Raw genomic sequence first — 21,346 nt, forward strand, 5'->3', positions numbered from 1 at the left:
ACGCTATTCGCGTCTTATCAGGCATATACCAGAGATAGCGAACCGTAGGGCGGAAAAGGCGCTCGCGCCGCATCCGACATTGGCAGTGTGCCTGATGCGACGCTGTTCGCGTCTTACCAGGCCTACCAGAGATAGCGAACCGTAGGTCGGATAAGGCGCTCGCGCCGCATCCGACAAATGTGTTCAGCGATAGATTAGCTGGCCTGCTTTTTCATCATACTGATAATAAATAACAGTGCCGCACATAGCACCACCGACGGACCCGCCGGCGTATCGTAAAACGCGGAAAAGGTTAAACCGCCAGTTACTGCCACCATCCCCACCAAAACAGCGACACCAGCCATCTGTTCCGGCGTACGGGCAAAGCGACGCGCAGTAGCTGCAGGAATAATCAGCAACGAAGTAATAATCAACGCACCGACAAATTTCATCGCTACACCAATCGTCAATGCCGTCACCAGCATCAACAACAATTTCACTCGCTGTAATTTCACACCATCAACAAACGCCAGATCCGGGCTAATCGTCATCGACAGCAAATTGCGCCATTGCCAGAACAAAATAGCCACCACGATGACCACGCCAATCGCAATAGAGATGAGATCTTCTGGCGTCACTGCCAGTAAATCACCGAACAGGTAAGCCATCAAATCGACACGAATGTTAGACATCAGACTAACGACCACCAGGCCCAGCGACAGGGCACTGTGCGCCATAATCCCTAATAACGTGTCGATCGCCAGCTGTGGACGCTTCTCCAGCCATACCAGACCGCCCGCCAGCAGCAGCGTAACGGCAATCACCGCATAGAATGGATTCACGTCCAGCAACAAACCAAACGCGACACCAAGTAATGAGGCATGAGCCAGCGTATCACCGAAATAAGACATACGACGCCAGACTACAAACGAACCCAGCGGACCCGCGGCACAGGCGAGCATGATCCCGGCTAACCAACCGGGAAATAATAATTCAATCATGAGCGATCATTTCCCCGACGCAAAACAATTCGTCCCTGTAAATCGTGACGATGATTATGATGATGGCGATAGATACCCAGTTGTTCAGCACCACGAGGACCAAACATTGAAATAAACTCCGGATGCAGGGAAACAACTTCCGGTGTGCCGGAACAACAAATGTGGTGATTCAGGCACAGCACTTCATCGGTTTTTGCCATCACCAGATGCAGATCGTGAGAAACCATTAAAACGCCACAATCCAGTTCACGACGCAGTTGGTCAATAAGGTCATATAACGCCACCTGGCCATTTACATCCACGCCTTGAGTGGGTTCATCCAGCACTAATAATTGCGGTCGATTTAACAATGCTCGCGCTAACAGTACACGCTGCGTTTCGCCACCAGAGAGCTTTTGCATCGGTGCGTTAATCAGGTGCCCGGCCTGGACACGTTTCAGTGCAGGCAAAATATCTTCTTTATGTGTACCAGGGCGTAAGCGTAAAAAACGGTTTACGGTCAGTGGCAACGTGGTGTCGAGATACAGCTTCTGCGGTACATAGCCGATGCGCAGTTTTCCGTTGCGCTTGATAACCCCTTCATCGGGTGTTACCAGCCCGAGCACTACCCGTACCAGTGTCGACTTACCTGCGCCATTTGGCCCAAGTAAAGTCAAAATTTTTCCAGGTTTAAGTTCCAGCGACACATCAGAGAGGACGCGGCGTTGGCCAAAAGAAACCGAGACATTTTCCAGGGAAACCAGACTTGTCATGTTAATTTTAGTCTTGCAGTAGTCATGAAATGTTATAATATCACACTTCTCATATTCATTACGATGATTGGTCGCATTATGTTACATAAAAAAACGCTTCTTTTCGCAGCATTATCCGCCGCTCTCTGGGGAGGTGCAACACAGGCCGCAGATGCCGCCGTTGTCGCTTCGCTTAAACCCGTTGGGTTCATCGCTTCTGCCATTGCTGATGGGGTAACAGAAACGGAGGTTTTACTGCCTGACGGTGCTTCAGAACATGATTATTCACTGCGTCCATCGGATGTAAAACGCTTACAGAACGCGGACTTAGTCGTTTGGGTTGGCCCGGAGATGGAAGCGTTTATGCAAAAACCGGTAAGCAAATTACCAGAAGCGAAGCAGGTAACGATTGCGCAGCTTGAAGATGTGAAACCGCTACTGATGAAAAGTATTCACGGCGATGATGATGATCACGACCACGCGGAAAAAAGTGACGAAGATCACCATCACGGCGATTTCAACATGCATCTTTGGCTTTCCCCAGAGATAGCGCGGGCTACAGCGGTTGCAATCCATGGAAAATTAGTGGAACTTATGCCGCAAAGTCGAGCCAAACTTGACGCCAACCTGAAGGATTTTGAGGCACAATTAGCCTCAACCGAAACGCAGGTTGGTAACGAGCTCGCGCCGCTCAAGGGGAAAGGTTATTTCGTTTTTCACGATGCTTACGGCTATTTCGAAAAACAGTTCGGACTGACACCGCTTGGTCATTTTACCGTTAACCCTGAGATTCAACCTGGCGCGCAGCGTTTACATGAAATAAGAACACAGTTGGTTGAGCAAAAAGCAACCTGCGTTTTTGCTGAGCCACAGTTCAGGCCAGCGGTCGTTGAGAGCGTCGCACGAGGGACATCCGTTCGTATGGGAACGTTGGATCCCCTGGGGACGAATATCAAACTGGGTAAAACAAGCTATTCAGAATTCCTGAGTCAATTAGCCAACCAGTATGCGAGCTGCCTGAAAGGAGATTAATGAGGAAGTGATTACGTGCAACAGATAGCCCGCTCTGTCGCCCTGGCGTTTAATAATTTACCGCGACCACACCGCGTTATGTTGGGGTCGCTCACCGTTCTTACTCTGGCCGTCGCTGTCTGGCGGCCCTATGTTTATCACCGCGATGCCACGCCAATTGTCAAAACCATTGAGCTGGAACAGAACGAAATTCGTTCGCTCTTACCTGAAGCCAGTGAGCCGATTGATCAAGCTGCACAAGAAGATGAAGCCATTCCCCAGGACGAACTGGATGACAAAATCGCCGGTGAAGCGGGCGTGCATGAATATGTTGTTTCCACTGGCGATACGCTAAGCAGCATTCTCAATCAGTATGGTATTGATATGGGTGATATCACCCAACTGGCTGCTGCCGACAAAGAATTGCGTAATCTGAAAATCGGTCAACAACTCTCGTGGACATTAACCGCGGACGGCGAACTGCAGCGCCTCACCTGGGAAGTGTCTCGTCGTGAAACCCGAACCTATGACCGTACTGCCGCTAACGGTTTTAAAATGACCAGCGAAATGCAGCAAGGAGAGTGGGTTAACAATCTGCTGAAAGGTACCGTCGGGGGGAGCTTTGTTGCCAGCGCCAGAAACGCCGGTTTAACCAGCGCCGAAGTGAGCGCAGTGATTAAAGCCATGCAGTGGCAAATGGATTTCCGCAAACTGAAAAAAGGCGATGAATTTGCGGTATTAATGTCTCGAGAAATGCTTGATGGTAAACGTGAGCAAAGCCAGCTGCTGGGCGTACGTTTGCGTTCAGAAGGTAAAGATTATTACGCTATCCGCGCTGAAGATGGCAAATTCTACGATCGTAACGGTACTGGTCTGGCGAAAGGATTCTTGCGATTCCCGACGGCGAAACAATTCCGTATCTCGTCTAACTTTAACCCGCGTCGTACTAATCCAGTGACCGGTCGCGTTGCACCACACAGAGGTGTTGATTTCGCCATGCCGCAGGGTACGCCAGTGCTTTCAGTGGGTGACGGTGAAGTGGTGGTTGCCAAACGCAGTGGCGCAGCAGGTTATTATGTGGCTATTCGTCATGGTCGCAGCTACACCACGCGTTATATGCACTTGCGCAAGATTCTGGTGAAACCGGGACAGAAGGTGAAACGTGGCGACCGTATCGCGCTTTCCGGTAATACCGGACGTTCAACCGGGCCGCATCTGCACTATGAAGTATGGATAAACCAGCAGGCCGTAAACCCGCTGACGGCAAAACTGCCGCGTACCGAAGGGCTGACCGGCTCCGATCGTCGCGAATTCCTGGCGCAGGCCAAAGAGATTGTGCCGCAGCTACGGTTTGATTAATTAACATCCATTCGCAGCCGGTACGCAGTCAGTACCGGCTTTTTTTATTTGGTGCGGGGCAAGTTGCGCCGCTACACTATCACCAGATTGATTTTTGCCTTATCCGAAACTGGAAAAGCATGGAAACGAAAAAAAATAATAGCGAATACATTCCTGAGTTTGATAAATCCTTTCGCCACCCGCGCTACTGGGGAGCATGGCTGGGCGTAGCAGCGATGGCGGGTATCGCTTTAACGCCGCCAAAGTTCCGTGATCCCATTCTGGCACGGCTGGGACGTTTTGCCGGACGACTGGGAAAAAGCTCACGCCGTCGTGCGTTAATCAATCTGTCGCTCTGCTTTCCAGAACGTAGTGAAGCTGAACGCGAAGCGATTGTTGATGAGATGTTTGCCACCGCGCCGCAAGCGATGGCAATGATGGCTGAGTTGGCAATACGCGGGCCGGAGAAAATTCAGCCGCGCGTTGACTGGCAAGGGCTGGAGATCATCGAAGAGATGCGGCGTAATAACGAGAAAGTTATCTTTCTGGTGCCGCACGGTTGGGCCGTCGATATTCCTGCCATGCTGATGGCCTCGCAAGGGCAGAAAATGGCAGCGATGTTCCATAATCAGGGCAACCCGGTTTTTGATTATGTCTGGAACACGGTGCGTCGTCGCTTTGGCGGTCGTCTGCATGCGAGAAATGACGGTATTAAACCATTCATCCAGTCGGTACGTCAGGGGTACTGGGGATATTATTTACCCGATCAGGATCATGGCCCAGAGCACAGCGAATTTGTGGATTTCTTTGCCACCTATAAAGCGACGTTGCCCGCGATTGGTCGTTTGATGAAAGTGTGCCGTGCGCGCGTTGTACCGCTGTTTCCGATTTATGATGGCAAGACGCATCGTCTGACGATTCAGGTGCGCCCACCGATGGATGATCTGTTAGAGGCGGATGATCATACGATTGCGCGGCGGATGAATGAAGAAGTCGAGATTTTTGTTGGTCCGCGACCAGAACAATACACCTGGATACTAAAATTGCTGAAAACTCGCAAACCGGGCGAAATCCAGCCGTATAAGCGCAAAGATCTTTATCCCATCAAATAAAAAAGCCTCTCGCGAGGAGAGGCCTTCGCCTGATGATAAGTTCAAGTTTGCTTCAGAATATTCGAAATCTGTTGAACTATCATTGAACTGTAAGCCGGATGTGGCGTTTTCGCCGCATCCGGCAACGTACTTACTCTACCGTTAAAATACGCGTGGTATTAGTAGAACCCACGGTACTCATCACGTCGCCCTGGGTGACAATCACCAGGTCACCAGACATCAAGTAACCTTTATCGCGCAGCAGATTAACCGCTTCGCTGGCAGCTGCTACGCCGTCATTAGCGCTATCAAAGTGCACCGGCGTAACGCCACGATAGAGAGCAGTCAGGTTCAGCGTACGTTCATGGCGCGACATGGCGAAAATTGGTAGACCAGAGCTGATACGGGAGGTCATCAGCGCGGTACGACCCGATTCGGTCATGGTAATAATCGCCGTAACGCCTTTCAGGTGGTTAGCTGCGTACATTGCTGACATGGCAATAGCTTCTTCCACATTGTCGAACTGAACGTCCAGACGGTGTTTAGAAACGTTGATGCTCGGGATTTTTTCCGCACCCAGGCAAACGCGCGCCATGGCTGCAACAGTTTCTGAAGGATACTGCCCAGCAGCAGTTTCTGCAGACAGCATCACAGCGTCAGTACCATCCAGAACGGCGTTTGCTACGTCCATGACTTCTGCACGCGTCGGCATCGGGTTAGTAATCATTGACTCCATCATCTGGGTCGCCGTGATTACCGCTCGGTTTAGCTGACGCGCACGACGGATCAACGCTTTCTGAATGCCGACCAGTTCCGGGTCGCCAATTTCCACACCGAGGTCGCCACGTGCAACCATTACCACGTCAGAGGCGAGGATGATGTCATCCATTGCATCCTGGCTGCAAACGGCTTCCGCACGTTCAACCTTGGCAACAATTTTCGCATCACATCCTGCATCGCGTGCCAGGCGACGGGCATAGTTCAGATCTTCGCCACAGCGTGGGAAGGAGACAGCCAGGTAATCTACGCCAATCAACGCCGCAGTCTTAATGTCTGCTTTGTCTTTTTCGGTCAGCGCTTCAGCCGACAAACCGCCGCCAAGTTTGTTGATACCTTTATTGTTGGAGAGGGGACCACCGACGGTGACTTCGGTGAACACTTTCATGCCCTGAACTTCCAGTACTTTTAACTGGACGCGACCATCGTCCAGCAGCAGGATGTCACCAGGCACGACGTCAGCAGGCAGGCCTTTGTAGTCGATACCGACTTTTTCTTTGTCGCCTTCACCTTTACCCAGGTTGGCGTCGAGCAGGAATTTATCCCCAATATTGAGGAAAACTTTGCCTTCTTTAAAGGTGGATACACGGATTTTGGGCCCCTGGAGGTCACCCAGAATAGCCACATGACGCCCCAGTTTTGCGGCAATCTCACGAACTTTATCCGCGCGCATTTTGTGATCTTCAGGCGAGCCGTGAGAAAAGTTCATACGTACAACGTTGGCACCCGCCGCGATAACTTTTTCAAGATTATTATCGCGATCTGTTGCTGGGCCTAACGTGGTAACGATTTTTGTTCTGCGAAGCCTTCTGGACATGTAATACTCCGTTGACTGAAACAACCAGGTGTTGCTTGAACATGAAATCCGAATGAAATAACGCCGCGATGGCGATAAATTAATCTCATTCGGATGTCGTATAAGATTAGAACAGTGACAGTCGCTTTTAGCGATCGTCACTTAAATTAAGTAACTGCTTATCAAAACGCGATTCCTTCAGCGCTTCCTTGACCCGCTTCAAGTTATCTCTGAATTTTGCACCGCGTCGCAAAGTAAATCCTGTCGCCAGCACATCTATCACGGTCAGCTGTGCAAGTCGAGAAACCATGGGCATATAAATGTCAGTATCTTCCGGTACGTCGAGGGTAATTGCCAGCGTTGCTTCCCGGGCGAGCGGGGTACCCGCAGAGGTGAGGGCAATCACCATGGCGTCGTTTTCGCGTGCCAGCTGCGCCAGCTCGACCAGATTTTTTGTTCTTCCAGTGTGAGAAATCAGCACCACCACGTCTCCGTCGCTACAATTCATACAACTCATGCGTTGCAGCACGATATCATCGGAGTACACCACCGGAACATTAAAACGAAAGAACTTATTCATCGCATCGTGGGCAACGGCGGCTGAAGAGCCTAATCCGAAAAAGGCGATTTTTTTTGCCTGAGTGAGCAAGTCGACGGCGCGGTTGATGGCAGATTTATCCAGTGAATGACGGACATGATCGAGCGTTGCCATTGCGGACTCAAATATTTTCCCTGTGTATGATTCAACGCTGTCATCTTCATTGACGTTGCGATTAACATAGGGAGTGCCATTCGCCAGACTCTGTGCCAGATGAAGTTTAAAATCAGGAAAACCGCGCGTGTCCATGCTGCGACAGAAACGATTCACCGTCGGTTCGCTAACATTGGCTTCCAGTGCCAGAGCAGCAATACTCGAATGGATCGCGTTATCGGGCGAAGCCAGAATGACCTCGGCAACTTTGCGCTCTGATTTGCTCAAATGTTCCAGCTGAGACTGGATTTTTTCCAGCATATTCATGATGTAAAGAGACTCACGGGTAATGACGATTTCCGCACTGAAAGAAATCGAAATGCAGTTTTGTCAGATATTACGCCTGTGTGCTGTGTTAATGACAAAAGCAGATAAAAAAGTTGTTATTTTTTTTCATAACATGATCAGTGTCAGATTTTTACCCAATGGAAAACGATGATTTTTTTATCAGTTTTGCCGCACTTTGCGCGCTTTTGCCGTAATCGCACGGGTGGATAAGCGTTTACAGTTTTCGCAAGCTCGTAAAAGCAGTACAGTGCACCGTAAGAAAATTACAAGTATACCCTGGCTTAAGTACCGGGTTAGTTAACTTAAGGAGAATGACATGGCGGTAACGCAAACAGCCCAGGCCTGTGACCTGGTCATTTTCGGCGCGAAAGGCGACCTTGCGCGTCGTAAATTGCTGCCTTCCCTGTATCAACTGGAAAAAGCCGGTCAGCTCAACCCGGACACCCGGATTATCGGCGTAGGGCGTGCTGACTGGGATAAAGCGGCATATACCAAAGTTGTCCGCGAGGCGCTCGAAACTTTCATGAAAGAAACCATTGATGAAGGTTTATGGGACACCCTGAGTGCACGTCTGGATTTTTGTAATCTCGATGTCAATGACACTGCTGCATTCAACCGTCTCGGCGCGATGCTGGATCAAAAAAATCGTATCACCATTAACTACTTTGCCATGCCGCCCAGCACTTTTGGCGCAATTTGCAAAGGGCTTGGCGAGGCAAAACTGAATGCTAAACCGGCACGCGTAGTCATGGAGAAACCGCTGGGGACGTCGCTGGCGACCTCGCAGGAAATCAATGATCAGGTTGGCGAATACTTCGAGGAGTGCCAGGTTTACCGTATCGACCACTATCTTGGTAAAGAAACGGTGCTGAACCTGTTGGCGCTGCGTTTTGCTAACTCCCTGTTTGTGAATAACTGGGACAATCGCACCATTGATCATGTTGAGATTACCGTGGCAGAAGAAGTGGGGATCGAAGGGCGCTGGGGCTATTTTGATAAAGCCGGTCAGATGCGCGACATGATCCAGAACCACCTGCTGCAAATTCTTTGCATGATTGCGATGTCTCCGCCGTCTGACCTGAGCGCAGACAGCATTCGCGATGAAAAAGTGAAAGTACTGAAGTCTCTGCGCCGCATCGACCGCTCCAACGTACGCGAAAAAACCGTACGCGGGCAATATACTGCGGGCTTCGCCCAGGGCAAAAAAGTGCCGGGATATCTGGAAGAAGAGGGCGCGAACAAGAGCAGCAATACAGAAACCTTCGTGGCGATCCGCGTCGATATTGATAACTGGCGCTGGGCCGGTGTGCCATTCTACCTGCGTACTGGTAAACGACTGCCGACCAAATGTTCTGAAGTCGTGGTCTATTTCAAAACACCTGAACTGAATCTGTTTAAAGAGTCGTGGCAGGATCTGCCGCAGAATAAACTGACTATCCGTCTGCAACCTGATGAAGGCGTGGATATCCAGGTACTGAATAAAGTTCCTGGCCTTGACCACAAACATAACCTGCAAATCACCAAGCTGGATCTGAGCTATTCAGAAACCTTTAATCAGACGCATCTGGCGGATGCCTATGAACGTTTGCTGCTGGAAACCATGCGTGGTATTCAGGCACTGTTTGTACGTCGCGACGAAGTGGAAGAAGCCTGGAAATGGGTAGACTCCATTACTGAGGCGTGGGCGATGGACAATGATGCGCCGAAACCGTATCAGGCCGGAACCTGGGGACCCGTTGCCTCGGTGGCGATGATTACCCGTGATGGTCGTTCCTGGAATGAGTTTGAGTAATATCTGCGCTTATCCTTTATGGTTATTTTACCGGTAACATGATCTTGCACAGATTGTAGAACAATTTTTACACTTTCAGGCCTCGTGCGGATTCACCCACGAGGCTTTTTTTATTACACTGACTGAAACGTTTTTGCCCTATGAGCTCCGGTTACAGGCGTTTCACTCATAAATCCTCTGAATGAAACGCGTTGTGAATCATCCTGCTCTGACAACTCAATTTCAGGAGCCTTTATGAATCCACAATTGTTACGCGTAACAAATCGAATCATTGAACGTTCGCGCGAGACTCGCTCTGCTTATCTCGCCCGGATAGAACAAGCGAAAACGTCGACCGTTCATCGTTCGCAGTTGGCATGCGGTAACCTGGCACACGGTTTCGCTGCCTGCCAGCCAGAAGACAAAGCCTCTTTGAAAAGCATGTTGCGTAACAATATCGCCATCATCACCTCCTATAACGACATGCTCTCCGCTCACCAGCCTTATGAACACTATCCAGAAATCATTCGTAAAGCCCTGCATGAAGCGAATGCGGTTGGTCAGGTTGCGGGCGGTGTTCCGGCGATGTGTGATGGTGTCACCCAGGGGCAGGATGGAATGGAATTGTCGCTGCTAAGCCGCGAAGTGATAGCGATGTCTGCGGCGGTCGGGCTGTCCCATAACATGTTTGATGGTGCTCTGTTCCTCGGGGTGTGCGACAAGATTGTCCCGGGTCTGACGATGGCAGCCCTGTCGTTTGGTCATTTGCCTGCGGTGTTTGTGCCGTCTGGACCGATGGCAAGCGGTTTGCCAAATAAAGAAAAAGTGCGTATTCGCCAGCTTTATGCCGAAGGTAAAGTGGACCGCATGGCCTTACTGGAGTCAGAAGCCGCGTCTTACCATGCGCCGGGAACATGTACTTTCTACGGTACTGCCAACACCAACCAGATGGTGGTGGAGTTTATGGGGATGCAGTTGCCAGGCTCTTCTTTTGTTCATCCGGATTCTCCGCTGCGCGATGCTTTGACCGCTGCCGCTGCGCGTCAGGTTACACGCATGACCGGTAATGGTAATGAATGGATGCCGATCGGTAAGATGATCGATGAGAAAGTGGTGGTGAACGGTATCGTTGCACTGCTGGCGACCGGTGGTTCCACTAACCACACCATGCACCTGGTGGCGATGGCGCGCGCGGCCGGTATTCAGATTAACTGGGATGACTTCTCTGACCTTTCTGATGTTGTACCGCTGATGGCACGTCTCTACCCGAACGGTCCGGCCGATATTAACCACTTCCAGGCGGCAGGTGGCGTACCGGTTCTGGTGCGTGAACTGCTCAAAGCAGGCCTGCTGCATGAAGATGTCAATACGGTGGCAGGCTTTGGTCTGTCTCGTTATACCCTTGAACCATGGCTGAATAATGGTGAACTGGACTGGCGGGAAGGGGCGGAAAAATCACTCGACAGCAATGTGATCGCTTCCTTCGAACAACCTTTCTCTCATCATGGTGGGACAAAAGTGTTAAGCGGTAACCTGGGCCGTGCGGTTATGAAAACCTCTGCCGTGCCGGTTGAGAACCAGGTGATTGAAGCGCCAGCGGTTGTTTTTGAAAGCCAGCATGACGTTATGCCGGCCTTTGAAGCGGGTTTGCTGGACCGCGATTGTGTCGTTGTTGTCCGTCATCAGGGGCCAAAAGCGAACGGAATGCCAGAATTACATAAACTCATGCCGCCACTTGGTGTATTATTGGACCGGTGTTTCAAAATTGCGTTAGTTACCGATGGACGACTCTCCGGCGCTTCAGGTAAAGTGCCGTCAGCTATCCACGTAACACCAGAAGCCTACGATGGCGGGCTGCTGGCAAAAGTGCGCGACGGGGACATCATTCGTGTGAATGGACAGACAGGCGAACTGACGCTGCTGGTAGACGAAGCGGAACTGGCTGCTCGCGAACCGCACATTCCTGACCTGAGCGCGTCACGCGTGGGAACAGGACGTGAATTATTCAGCGCCTTGCGTGAAAAACTGTCCGGTGCCGAACAGGGCGCAACCTGTATCACTTTTTAAGACGACAAATTTGTAATCAGGCGAGAGAAAACTCTGATGAAAAACTGGAAAACAAGTGCAGAATCAATCCTGACCACCGGCCCGGTTGTACCGGTTATCGTGGTAAAAAAACTGGAACACGCGGTGCCGATGGCAAAAGCGTTGGTTGCTGGTGGGGTGCGCGTTCTGGAAGTGACTCTGCGTACCGAGTGTGCAGTTGACGCTATCCGTGCTATCGCCAAAGAAGTGCCTGAAGCGATTGTGGGTGCCGGTACGGTGCTGAATCCACAGCAGCTGGCAGAAGTCACTGAAGCGGGTGCACAGTTCGCAATTAGCCCGGGTCTGACCGAGCCGCTGCTGAAAGCTGCTACCGAAGGGACTATTCCTCTGATTCCGGGGATCAGCACTGTTTCCGAACTGATGCTGGGTATGGACTACGGTTTGAAAGAGTTCAAATTCTTCCCGGCTGAAGCTAACGGCGGCGTGAAAGCCCTGCAGGCGATCGCGGGTCCGTTCTCCCAGGTCCGTTTCTGCCCGACGGGTGGTATTTCTCCCGCTAACTACCGTGACTACCTGGCGCTGAAAAGCGTGCTGTGCATCGGTGGTTCCTGGCTGGTTCCGGCAGATGCGCTGGAAGCGGGCGATTACGACCGCATTACTAAGCTGGCGCGTGAAGCTGTAGAAGGCGCTAAGCTGTAAAAGTCAAAATGCCCGATCGAGGATCGGGCATTTTTGTAGCGTTTTTTTGCCGGGTTTAACCCTGTACTTTTACCTGTCCGGCGGCGTGCTTCGCGCGTTCAATGGCGTCAACAACTCTCTCTGCAGTAGCCAGTGCCACCCCCAGACGACGGCTGCCATCAATTTCCGGCTTACCAAATAAACGAATCTGCAAATCTGCGCCTACGGCATTCTGCACATTATCAAACGTGACATTCTGACTGGTCAGTTGTGGCAGAATAACGGCAGAAGCTGCAGGACCATACTGACGGATCCCGCCAACCGGAAGTCCGAGGAAGGCACGTACATGCAGGGCAAACTCTGAGAGATCTTGAGAAATTAACGTCACCATCCCGGTATCATGTGGACGAGGGGAGACCTCACTGAAAATCACCTCATCACCACAGACAAACAGCTCGACACCAAACAGACCATAACCGCCCAGTGCCAGCACCACTTTACGGGCAATCTCCTGCGCACGTTCAAGGGCAAGCGGGCTCATTTGCTGTGGTTGCCAGGATTCACGGTAGTCGCCATCTTCCTGGCGATGACCTACTGGTGCACAGAAATGGACGCCATCCACCGCGCTGACGGTTAGCAGGGTAATTTCGAAGTCAAACTTAACGACGCCTTCAACAATTACGCGGCCCGCTCCGGCGCGACCGCCTTGCTGAGCGTATTCCCATGCCTGAGCAAGTTGCTCTGCAGAGCGAATAAACGTCTGCCCCTTACCGGAAGAGCTCATCACCGGTTTTACAATGCAGGGATAGCCAATGGCGGCAACCGCCTCGCGGAAAAGGCTTTCGCTATCGGCAAAACGATAAGTGGAAGTGGGCAGCTGCAGCTCTTCTGCCGCCAGGCGACGGATACCCTCGCGATTCATCGTTAATTTCGTTGCGCGAGCGCAAGGGACAACATTCAGTCCTTCCTCTTCAAGTTGGATCAGCATATCGGTGGCAATAGCTTCGATCTCCGGCACGATATAATGTGGTTTTTCCAGTTCAACCACACGGCGTAATGCATCACCATCAAGCATATTAATGACATGGGAGCGATGCGCGACATGCATGGCTGGTGCGTCGGCATAGCGATCGACGGCAATCACCTCTACGCCGAGACGCTGACACTCGATTGCCACTTCTTTACCCAGTTCACCGGAGCCTAATAACATCACGCGAGTTGCTGCCGGACGCAGCGCAGTGCCTAATAACGTCATAACGAATATCCCCTGATTAATTCCGCGCGCAGTATAAACGAAAACGTTTGCGTGTGTCTTTATTGCTGGTGTTGATTTCTCAACCGAAAAGAAATATACTGTATAAAATCACAGTTATTATGAGAGGCTGCAAATGGCGGTTGAAGTTAAATACGTAGTCATTCGTGAGGGCGAAGAGAAAATGTCGTTTACCAGCAAAAAGGAAGCCGATGCTTATGACAAAATGCTTGATACGGCGGATCTGCTTGACACCTGGCTGACAAATTCTCCAGTGCAAATGGAAGACGAGCAACGTGAAGCCCTTTCGCTATGGCTGGCAGAACAAAAAGATGTGCTGAGCACCATTCTGAAAACCGGCAAATTACCGTCCCCACAGGTCGTCGGTGCTGAATCCGAAGAGGAAGATGCCTCACACGCGGCCTGAAGCAACTTGCGCTCCTGACAATTTGTACCATGCTTTCTCCTGAATCATTGTGCTATGGAGAAAAACATGAAAAAAAGAGGGGCGTTTTTAGGGCTGTTGTTGGTTTCTGCCTGCGCATCAGTTTTCGCTGCCAATAATGAAACCAGCAAGTCGGTCACTTTCCCAAAGTGTGAAGGTCTGGATGCTGCCGGAATTGCCGCGAGCGTAAAACGTGATTATCAACAAAATCGCGTGGCGCGTTGGGCAGATGATCAAAAAATTGTCGGTCAGGCCGATCCCGTGGCATGGGTCAGTTTGCAGGACATTCAGGGTAAAGATGATAAATGGTCAGTACCGCTAACCGTACGTGGTAAAAGTGCCGATATTCATTACCAGGTCAGCGTGGACTGCAAAGCGGGAATGGCGGAATATCAGCGGCGTTAATGGCTTCTGATAATTCGATTGACCGTTGGCGGATGCGGCGCGAGTGCCTTGTCCGCCCACAACACACCACAATCGTAGGCCTGAGAAGACGCAACAGCGTAGCATCGGGCAATCAGCATCATACAGTGCCACTCAAAACGTCAAACTACTTTCACCTAAAATACCCTTATCACCTGATATACAGTAAACACCTTACCTGGCGCGAATTTCTTTGAATAACGGCCAACCGCCCCGCTTATTTGCGCATCTTTTGTCTCGATATACATTTTCTGACATCCTCATCCACTATGCTACAGGCACTAAAATGGTTATTGAGGAGCAAATATGGCTAACTGGTTAAATCAACTGCAATCCCTGCTTGGGCAAAGCAGTTCTTCTACCTCCTCGTCTGCGGATCAGGGATTGGGCAAACTTTTAGTGCCGGGCGCATTAGGTGGACTGGCTGGACTGCTGGTCGCAAATAAATCAGCACGTAAACTTCTTACGAAATATGGCACCAACGCGTTGCTGGTTGGCGGCGGAGCGGTAGCGGGTACGGTGCTGTGGAATAAATACAAAGATAAAATTCGCGCGGCGCATCAGGACGAACCGCAGTTTGGCGCGCAAAGTACGCCGCTCGATGAGCGTACGGAACGTTTGATCCTTGCGCTGGTCTTTGCCGCTAAAAGTGATGGTCATATTGATGCCAAAGAACGTGCGGCAATCGACCAGCAATTGCGTGAAGCCGGCGTGGAAGAGCAGGGGCGGGTACTCATTGAGCAGGCAATCGAACAACCGCTGGATCCACAACGCCTGGCTACCGGGGTCCGCAATGAAGAAGAGGCGCTGGAAATCTATTTCCTGAGCTGCGCGGCTATTGATATTGACCATTTTATGGAACGCAGTTACCTGAATGCACTGGGTGACGCGCTGAAAATCCCCCAGGATGTTCGTGACGGCATTGAACGCGATCTCGAACAGCAAAAACGCACTTTGGCGGAATAATTCCGCTCTCTGGATAGCCTGAAGTTGACTATTTCGGGCTATCCAGAACCGCACAGCCATTTGAACAGGCTGATTTTCTCTGTCTGCATAACATTCGATATTCGCGCCATTACCTGTCATCATCTAAGCAATGACTGACCTGTTTCGCTTGCATCCCCGGTGAGTTTTGCCACCCTTATAAGATGTTTCAACCAGAAAGAACAATAACATGCTACCAAAAGCCGCCCGCATTCCCCACGCCATGACGCTTCATGGCGATACACGCATCGATAATTACTACTGGCTGCGGGACGATACGCGTTCTCAGCCAGAAGTCCTGGACTACCTGCAACAAGAAAATAGTTACGGTCATCGGGTGATGGCCTCACAACAAGCCTTGCAGGATCGCATCTTAAAGGAAATCATCGACCGCATTCCGCAAAGAGAAGTTTCTGCGCCCTACATCAAAAATGGCTACCGCTATCGGCATATTTATGAACCAGGCTGTGAATATGCTATCTACCAGCGTCAATCGGCGTTCAGTGAAGAGTGGGACGAGTGGGAAATATTGCTCGATGCCAACAAGCGCGCGGCTCATAGTGAGTTTTATTCGATGGGCGGAATGGCGATTACGCCCGATAACACCATTATGGCGCTGGCAGAAGATTTTCTTTCCCGACGCCAGTACGGCATTCGTTTTCGTAATCTGGAAACAGGTAACTGGTACCCGGAACTGCTGGATAACGTTGAACCCAGCTTTGTCTGGGCAAATGACTCCTGGACTTTCTACTATGTACGCAAGCATCCGGTGACGCTGCTGCCTTATCAGGTCTGGCGTCACGCCATCGGTACGCCAGCATCGCAAGATAAACTGATTTACGAAGAAAAAGACGATACCTATTACGTCAGCCTGCATAAAACGACCTCGAAGCACTATGTAGTCATTCATCTGGCCAGCGCCACCACCAGTGAAGTTCGCCTGCTGGACGCGGAAATGGCCGATGCCGAGCCGTTTGTTTTTCTGCCGCGCCGCAAAGATCACGAATACAGCCTTGATCACTACCAGCATCGTTTTTATCTGCGTTCCAACCGCCACGGCAAAAACTTTGGCTTATACCGTACCCGTATGCGTGATGAGCAACAGTGGGAAGAGTTAATTCCGCCACGCGAAAACATCATGCTGGAAGGGTTTACGCTGTTTACCGACTGGCTGGTGGTTGAAGAGCGTCAGCGCGGGTTAACCAGTTTGCGCCAAATTAACCGCAAGACCCGGGAAGTCATTGGTATTGCCTTTGATGATCCAGCCTATGTGACCTGGATTGCCTACAATCCAGAACCTGAAACCGCGCGATTGCGTTATGGTTATTCTTCCATGACCACACCAGACACTTTGTTTGAACTGGATATGGATACCGGTGAGCGTCGTGTATTAAAACAAACAGAAGTTCCTGGTTTTGATGCGGCGAATTACCGCAGTGAACACCTGTGGATAGTCGCCCGTGATGGTGTCGAAGTTCCGGTTTCGTTGGTCTACCATCGCAATCATTTTCGCAAAGGACACAACCCGCTGCTGGTGTATGGCTACGGTTCTTACGGCGCAAGTATTGATGCCGATTTCAGTTTTAGCCGCTTGAGTTTGTTAGATCGTGGCTTTGTCTACGCCATTGTCCATGTTCGCGGCGGCGGTGAGCTGGGGCAACAATGGTACGAAGACGGTAAATTTCTGAAGAAGAAAAATACGTTTAATGATTATCTTGATGCCTGCGATGCATTGTTAAAACTGGGCTATGGCTCTCCTTCGCTTTGTTATGCGATGGGCGGGAGTGCGGGGGGCATGTTGATGGGCGTTGCAATTAATCAACGCCCGGAATTATTCCACGGCGTTATCGCCCAGGTACCGTTTGTTGATGTTGTAACAACGATGCTTGATGAATCAATTCCTCTTACCACTGGTGAGTTTGAAGAGTGGGGGAATCCGCAGGATCCGCAATATTACGAGTATATGAAAAGCTACAGCCCGTATGACAACGTCACCGCACAGGCTTATCCGCATTTACTGGTAACGACCGGTTTACACGATTCTCAGGTGCAATATTGGGAACCGGCAAAATGGGTCGCTAAATTGCGCGAGCTGAAAACCGATAACCATCTTTTATTGCTCTGTACCGACATGGACTCAGGCCATGGCGGTAAATCTGGCCGCTTTAAATCGTACGAAGGCGTAGCGATGGAATATGCTTTTCTGGTCGCGCTGGCGCAGGGAACATTACCCGCTACGCCTGCGGATTAGGTATTTTCCAGATAATGTTTCAGTGTTAAACGCAGCTCCGGGCTCATGCTGTCCAGGTTATTAAACAACCAGCGCAGATAGCCCGGATCGCGTTCGGCAACGTCGGAAACCGCTTTGCCACGGTATTTGCCAAAGGTGAAGGTCGTCATCAACGACGGACGTCCGGTGATATCGGCCATCTGTTCTGCCGTCCAGCCGGAGGTGTTCATAATATCGATAAGCAACGCGGCGGTGATATAACAGTCATACAACGCGCGGTGATGATGCAGGCCCGGCGGCGTCTGTACATTGAGCTTCCGTGTTTTATATAACGCCATATTGCTGTACTTGATCCCTGGCCACAAACGACGGGCCAGTTTCATAGTGCAAATCCACTCACCGGGCATCTCAGGCAGTACGCGGCGGTCAAAGCTGGCGTTATGCGCGACATACCATTCACTACCGTAATAGTGTGGGATCACATCTTCAATCCACGGTTTATCGGCTACCATGGCTTCGGTGATGCGATGAATCGCCATCGCTTGTGGACTAATAGGACGATCGGGGCGCACCAGGTGGCTCATGGGGTTGACGATTTTCCCGTCAATGACATCAACAGAGGCAATCTCAACGATCCCTCCCTGCAAACCGCAGGTTTCTGTATCGATAATGCGCAACATGGCATGCTCCAGGCCGAAAAAGCCTAGCGTAATGGAATGATATCGCCTTGCCAACCCTGTGATGAACGCTGACCGACTAACAATAATGAACCACGATCGGCGCGAACGATGAGACGACCATGTTCATCCCATAGTGCACTGTTACCACGGGCATTTGCCATCAGCACGGCAATGGAGTACTGATGTGAAAAAAATTGTAAGCGGCGGGTAGATGCCAGTAGGTCGGGTTCCCCCAGACATTGCCCTGTCGTAAACAGTGAACAGGTCGGGTCCATATCCATACCTTGCGGTTGTTCATCGACCACCGTGATGGTTCTGGAACGACGGCCCAGACATGCACCATGACTCTGATGGTAGATCCCCGGCGTTTTTCGCCACGGTGCGAACACCGCAATTCCACGAATAAAGCGATCGTTATATTCAACGGGAAGGCCGGCTATGATGGTCATTCGCCAGGTCGTTGCGGCATAACAAAGCGGGTCTAACAGTGAGAGATCGGGTGGGGCAGGAAGGGCACGTCGTGAATAATCACACCCCAGTAAAGAAAGCGATGGAAAAACTAACAGCTGACATTGTTGCCTGGCGGCGGCCCTCACAAACTCCAGATGATGAGCTACCTGTTCGGTGAGTGAGGTTTTACGAGGCTCATATTGCGCTGCTGCAACTTTCCAGAACGACATAATGACTTCCTTTTCAAAATGACTGCAAATTATGGGTGCGGTTTAGAAAATACTCATAATTTAGCAGGCGTTATGTAAGAAAGTGTAACTCTGTATAAGTTTTATTTAAGTTTGGGCTCGTAAGGTAAACGTGACAGATTGACCGAAGCCAAACGGTGGGCAATAAGCCGCTCGCGAAACCAGCTGCGCAAATGTTCAGGCTGTTCACGTTCAACCGCTTCAGCGATCACCGGCATATTGTAGCGTTCTTTAAATGCCACCCCGGCCGCCGCCAAATCGACATTCACTTTATCCATTTCTGTTTGATCCAGTTTTGCCAGATTCTTCAGCATTCTTAATCTCCTCATCATTCGCGGGCAAAAGTTACTAAGAGTGAGCCTGGATGGCAAGCCGGAATTGATGATCCTCGACTCAGACATTAGACAAGGTTATGCTCTGTAAAAAAGTTATTACAAAAAGGAATAGATAATATGGCTTCAACTGCACGCTCCCTTCGCTACGCGCTGGCAATCCTGACCACTTCGTTGGTGACACCTTCCGTCTGGGCACATGCGCATTTAACGCATCAGTATCCTGCGGCAAACGCGCAAGTGACAGCTGCACCGCAGGCAATCACTTTAAACTTCTCGGAAGGTGTTGAAACAGGATTCAGTGGTGCAAAAATCACGGGGCCAAAAAACGAAAATATTAAAACATTACCGGCGAAGCGAAATGAGCAGGACCAAAAGCAACTGATTGTTCCACTGGCCGATTCGCTGAAACCCGGAACCTACACCGTTGACTGGCATGTTGTTTCGGTGGACGGGCATAAAACGAAAGGACACTATACCTTTAGCGTGAAATAAATCATGCTGGCGTTTACCTGGATCGCGCTGCGATTTATCCATTTCACCTCGCTGATGCTGGTTTTTGGCTTCGCAATGTACGGTGCCTGGCTGGCCCCCTTAACGATTCGTCGCTTGCTGGCGAAGCGTTTTCTGCGTTTACAACAGCACGCTGCCGTCTGGAGTTTGATCAGTGCCACTGCAATGCTCGCCGTTCAGGGCGGGTTGATGGGAACGGGATGGAAAGATGTATTTTCGCCAAACATTTGGCAGGCTGTTTTGCAAACGCAGTTTGGTGGCGTCTGGTTATGGCAAATTGTTCTCGCCCTCGTAACGTTGATCGTCGCCCTTATGCAACCGCGGAATATGCCACGTTTGCTGTTTATGCTCACTACCGCGCAATTTATTCTGCTGGCGGGAGTGGGGCATGCGACGCTGAATGAAGGGGTAACGGCGAAAATCCATCAGACTAATCACGCGATTCACCTGATTTGTGCGGCGGCGTGGTTTGGGGGATTACTGCCGGTGCTCTGGTGTATGCAACTCATCAAAGGCCGTTGGCGACACCAGGCTATTCAGGCGCTGATGCGTTTTTCCTGGTGCGGGCATTTTGCGGTGATCGGCGTACTGGCAAGCGGCGTGCTTAATGCATTGTTGATTACCGGATTTCCCCCCACGCTTACGACTTACTGGGGCCAACTCTTATTGCTCAAAGCCATCCTGGTGATGATTATGGTGGTCATTGCGCTGGCTAATCGTTATGTTCTTGTACCGCGCATGAGGCAGGATGAAGATCGTGCGGCACCCTGGTTTGTGTGGATGACTAAACTCGAATGGGCGATAGGTGCGGTAGTGCTGGTGATCATCAGCCTGCTTGCGACTCTCGAACCTTTTTGATGGATTACGAAATGATGAAAAAAAGTATTCTGGCGTTTCTGTTACTCACCAGTTCTGCAGCGGCGCTGGCTGCACCGCAGGTGATTACCGTCAGCCGTTTTGAAGTGGGTAAAGACAAATGGGCGTTTAATCGCGAAGAGGTGATGCTGACTTGCCGACCGGGTAATGCTTTGTATGTCATCAACCCAAGTACCCTCGTGCAGTATCCTTTAAACGATATCGCACAAAAGGAAGTTGCCAGTGGGAAGACTAAAGCCCAACCCATTTCGGTGATTCAGATTGATGATCCTAACAATCCCGGCGAAAAAATGAGTCTGGCACCGTTTATAGAACGAGCTGAAAAACTCTGTTAATTACCTAAAATAGCCTTTTGATTTCCAATAAAAAAACCGCCTCAGTTCTTTCACCAGAACGGGCGGTTTTTAACATTTAAGCTGATGACCACCGCGCTTTTTATTGACCATTTTGCACGCAAACTGGAAAACCTGGCGTCGTCATCTATTCTTAAAGGGCAAGGCAACTAAGCCTGCATTAATGCCAACTTTTAGCGCACGGCTCTCTCCCAAGAGCCATTTCCCTGGACCGAATACAGGAATCGTGTTCGGTCTCTTTTTATCTGTTAAAAGCCAGAAGCATTCCCTTCGCTGACTTTATAGTCAACCATAACACACAC

21 protein-coding genes are annotated in these 21,346 nt (G+C 50.6%); 13 read left to right on the top strand and 8 right to left on the bottom strand.

The features are described from left to right. Positions 1–194: 194 nt before the first annotated feature. A complete protein-coding gene (gene znuB, locus OQV04_RS04205) occupies positions 195–980 on the bottom strand; it encodes a zinc ABC transporter permease subunit ZnuB (protein WP_000571478.1) in 786 nt (261 codons plus the stop codon). After that, positions 977–1,732, bottom strand: a complete 756-nt coding sequence (gene znuC, locus OQV04_RS04210) for a zinc ABC transporter ATP-binding protein ZnuC (RefSeq protein ID WP_000202996.1) — start codon at positions 1,730–1,732, stop codon at positions 977–979. Before znuC ends, znuB begins: the two co-directional genes overlap by 4 nt. Before the next feature lie 78 nt (positions 1,733–1,810). Between znuC and znuA the strand changes: the two genes are divergently transcribed. The 3 genes from znuA to lpxM all read left to right on the top strand — a co-directional run bounded on the left by znuA (position 1,811) and on the right by lpxM (position 5,172). Next, a complete protein-coding gene (gene znuA / locus OQV04_RS04215) occupies positions 1,811–2,743 on the top strand; it encodes a zinc ABC transporter substrate-binding protein ZnuA (RefSeq protein ID WP_001342995.1) in 933 nt (310 codons plus the stop codon). A 15-nt stretch (positions 2,744–2,758) separates the two neighbouring features. Then, positions 2,759–4,081 carry a murein DD-endopeptidase MepM gene (gene mepM, locus OQV04_RS04220; RefSeq protein ID WP_001184045.1) on the top strand — a complete coding sequence of 441 codons (1,323 nt, stop codon included), beginning with the start codon at positions 2,759–2,761 and terminating at the stop codon, positions 4,079–4,081. 119 nt (positions 4,082–4,200) lie between these two features. After that, positions 4,201–5,172 carry a lauroyl-Kdo(2)-lipid IV(A) myristoyltransferase gene (gene lpxM, locus OQV04_RS04225; RefSeq protein ID WP_000448381.1) on the top strand — a complete coding sequence of 324 codons (972 nt, stop codon included), beginning with the start codon at positions 4,201–4,203 and terminating at the stop codon, positions 5,170–5,172. Between the two features lie 130 nt (positions 5,173–5,302). On the opposite strand, the gene pyk is transcribed toward lpxM, so the two are convergent. Together pyk and hexR are read right to left on the bottom strand one after the other, a co-directional pair. Then, entirely contained in the window at positions 5,303–6,745 is a 1,443-nt protein-coding gene (pyk, locus tag OQV04_RS04230; protein ID WP_000091148.1) for a pyruvate kinase, read from the bottom strand. Between the two features lie 127 nt (positions 6,746–6,872). Further along, positions 6,873–7,742 carry a DNA-binding transcriptional regulator HexR gene (hexR, locus tag OQV04_RS04235; RefSeq protein ID WP_001056694.1) on the bottom strand — a complete coding sequence of 290 codons (870 nt, stop codon included), beginning with the start codon at positions 7,740–7,742 and terminating at the stop codon, positions 6,873–6,875. A gap of 337 nt (positions 7,743–8,079) precedes the next feature. Between hexR and zwf the strand changes: the two genes are divergently transcribed. The 3 genes from zwf (at position 8,080) to kdgA (ending at position 12,279) form a co-directional block, all read left to right on the top strand. Next, positions 8,080–9,555, top strand: a complete 1,476-nt coding sequence (gene zwf / locus OQV04_RS04240) for a glucose-6-phosphate dehydrogenase (protein WP_000301720.1) — start codon at positions 8,080–8,082, stop codon at positions 9,553–9,555. Between the two features lie 234 nt (positions 9,556–9,789). Next, positions 9,790–11,601: a phosphogluconate dehydratase gene (edd, locus tag OQV04_RS04245; protein WP_001069467.1), complete on the top strand. Its 1,812-nt coding sequence runs from the start codon at positions 9,790–9,792 to the stop codon at positions 11,599–11,601. A 36-nt stretch (positions 11,602–11,637) separates the two neighbouring features. Then, entirely contained in the window at positions 11,638–12,279 is a 642-nt protein-coding gene (gene kdgA, locus OQV04_RS04250; RefSeq protein WP_000800512.1) for a bifunctional 4-hydroxy-2-oxoglutarate aldolase/2-dehydro-3-deoxy-phosphogluconate aldolase, read from the top strand. Positions 12,280–12,334: 55 nt separating this feature from the next. Here the strand turns inward: kdgA and purT are convergent, their stop codons facing one another. After that, entirely contained in the window at positions 12,335–13,513 is a 1,179-nt protein-coding gene (gene purT / locus OQV04_RS04255) for a formate-dependent phosphoribosylglycinamide formyltransferase (protein WP_000173473.1), read from the bottom strand. 133 nt (positions 13,514–13,646) lie between these two features. On the opposite strand from purT, the gene yebG reads away from it, so the two are divergent. From yebG to ptrB, 4 genes are all read left to right on the top strand, one after another. Beyond that, positions 13,647–13,937 carry a DNA damage-inducible protein YebG gene (gene yebG / locus OQV04_RS04260; protein WP_000257738.1) on the top strand — a complete coding sequence of 97 codons (291 nt, stop codon included), beginning with the start codon at positions 13,647–13,649 and terminating at the stop codon, positions 13,935–13,937. Between the two features lie 66 nt (positions 13,938–14,003). After that, positions 14,004–14,360, top strand: a complete 357-nt coding sequence (yebF, locus tag OQV04_RS04265; RefSeq protein WP_001295500.1) for a protein YebF — start codon at positions 14,004–14,006, stop codon at positions 14,358–14,360. A gap of 324 nt (positions 14,361–14,684) precedes the next feature. After that, complete coding sequence (locus tag OQV04_RS04270; protein WP_000024745.1) at positions 14,685–15,344, top strand: tellurite resistance TerB family protein; 660 nt, start codon at positions 14,685–14,687, stop codon at positions 15,342–15,344. 208 nt (positions 15,345–15,552) lie between these two features. Further along, positions 15,553–17,613 carry an oligopeptidase B gene (gene ptrB, locus OQV04_RS04275; RefSeq protein WP_032281034.1) on the top strand — a complete coding sequence of 687 codons (2,061 nt, stop codon included), beginning with the start codon at positions 15,553–15,555 and terminating at the stop codon, positions 17,611–17,613. Here ptrB and exoX read toward each other — a convergent pair. The 3 genes from exoX to holE form a co-directional block, all read right to left on the bottom strand. Next, on the bottom strand, positions 17,610–18,272 hold the full coding sequence (gene exoX, locus OQV04_RS04280) for an exodeoxyribonuclease X (protein ID WP_000944256.1): 663 nt from the start codon (positions 18,270–18,272) through the stop codon (positions 17,610–17,612). The genes ptrB and exoX overlap by 4 nt on opposite strands. Positions 18,273–18,295: 23 nt before the next feature. Beyond that, a complete protein-coding gene (yobB, locus tag OQV04_RS04285; protein WP_000011660.1) occupies positions 18,296–18,952 on the bottom strand; it encodes a carbon-nitrogen hydrolase family protein YobB in 657 nt (218 codons plus the stop codon). 101 nt (positions 18,953–19,053) lie between these two features. Then, complete coding sequence (gene holE / locus OQV04_RS04290; RefSeq protein WP_000916763.1) at positions 19,054–19,284, bottom strand: DNA polymerase III subunit theta; 231 nt, start codon at positions 19,282–19,284, stop codon at positions 19,054–19,056. A 138-nt stretch (positions 19,285–19,422) separates the two neighbouring features. Between holE and yobA the strand changes: the two genes are divergently transcribed. Genes yobA through OQV04_RS04305 form a run of 3 tightly spaced genes read left to right on the top strand, consistent with a single transcriptional unit; the run spans position 19,423 to position 21,026 of the window. Next, positions 19,423–19,797, top strand: a complete 375-nt coding sequence (gene yobA, locus OQV04_RS04295; protein ID WP_000168747.1) for a CopC domain-containing protein YobA — start codon at positions 19,423–19,425, stop codon at positions 19,795–19,797. A 3-nt stretch (positions 19,798–19,800) separates the two neighbouring features. Beyond that, positions 19,801–20,673, top strand: coding sequence for a copper homeostasis membrane protein CopD (gene copD, locus OQV04_RS04300; RefSeq protein ID WP_000879287.1), 873 nt, complete (start codon positions 19,801–19,803; stop codon positions 20,671–20,673). 11 nt (positions 20,674–20,684) lie between these two features. Next, entirely contained in the window at positions 20,685–21,026 is a 342-nt protein-coding gene (locus tag OQV04_RS04305) for a YebY family protein (protein WP_000976472.1), read from the top strand. Positions 21,027–21,346 lie beyond the last annotated feature (320 nt).

Source organism: Escherichia sp. Lx600-2 (assembly GCF_036662595.1).
GTDB classification, from domain to species: Bacteria; Pseudomonadota; Gammaproteobacteria; order Enterobacterales; family Enterobacteriaceae; genus Escherichia; species Escherichia coli.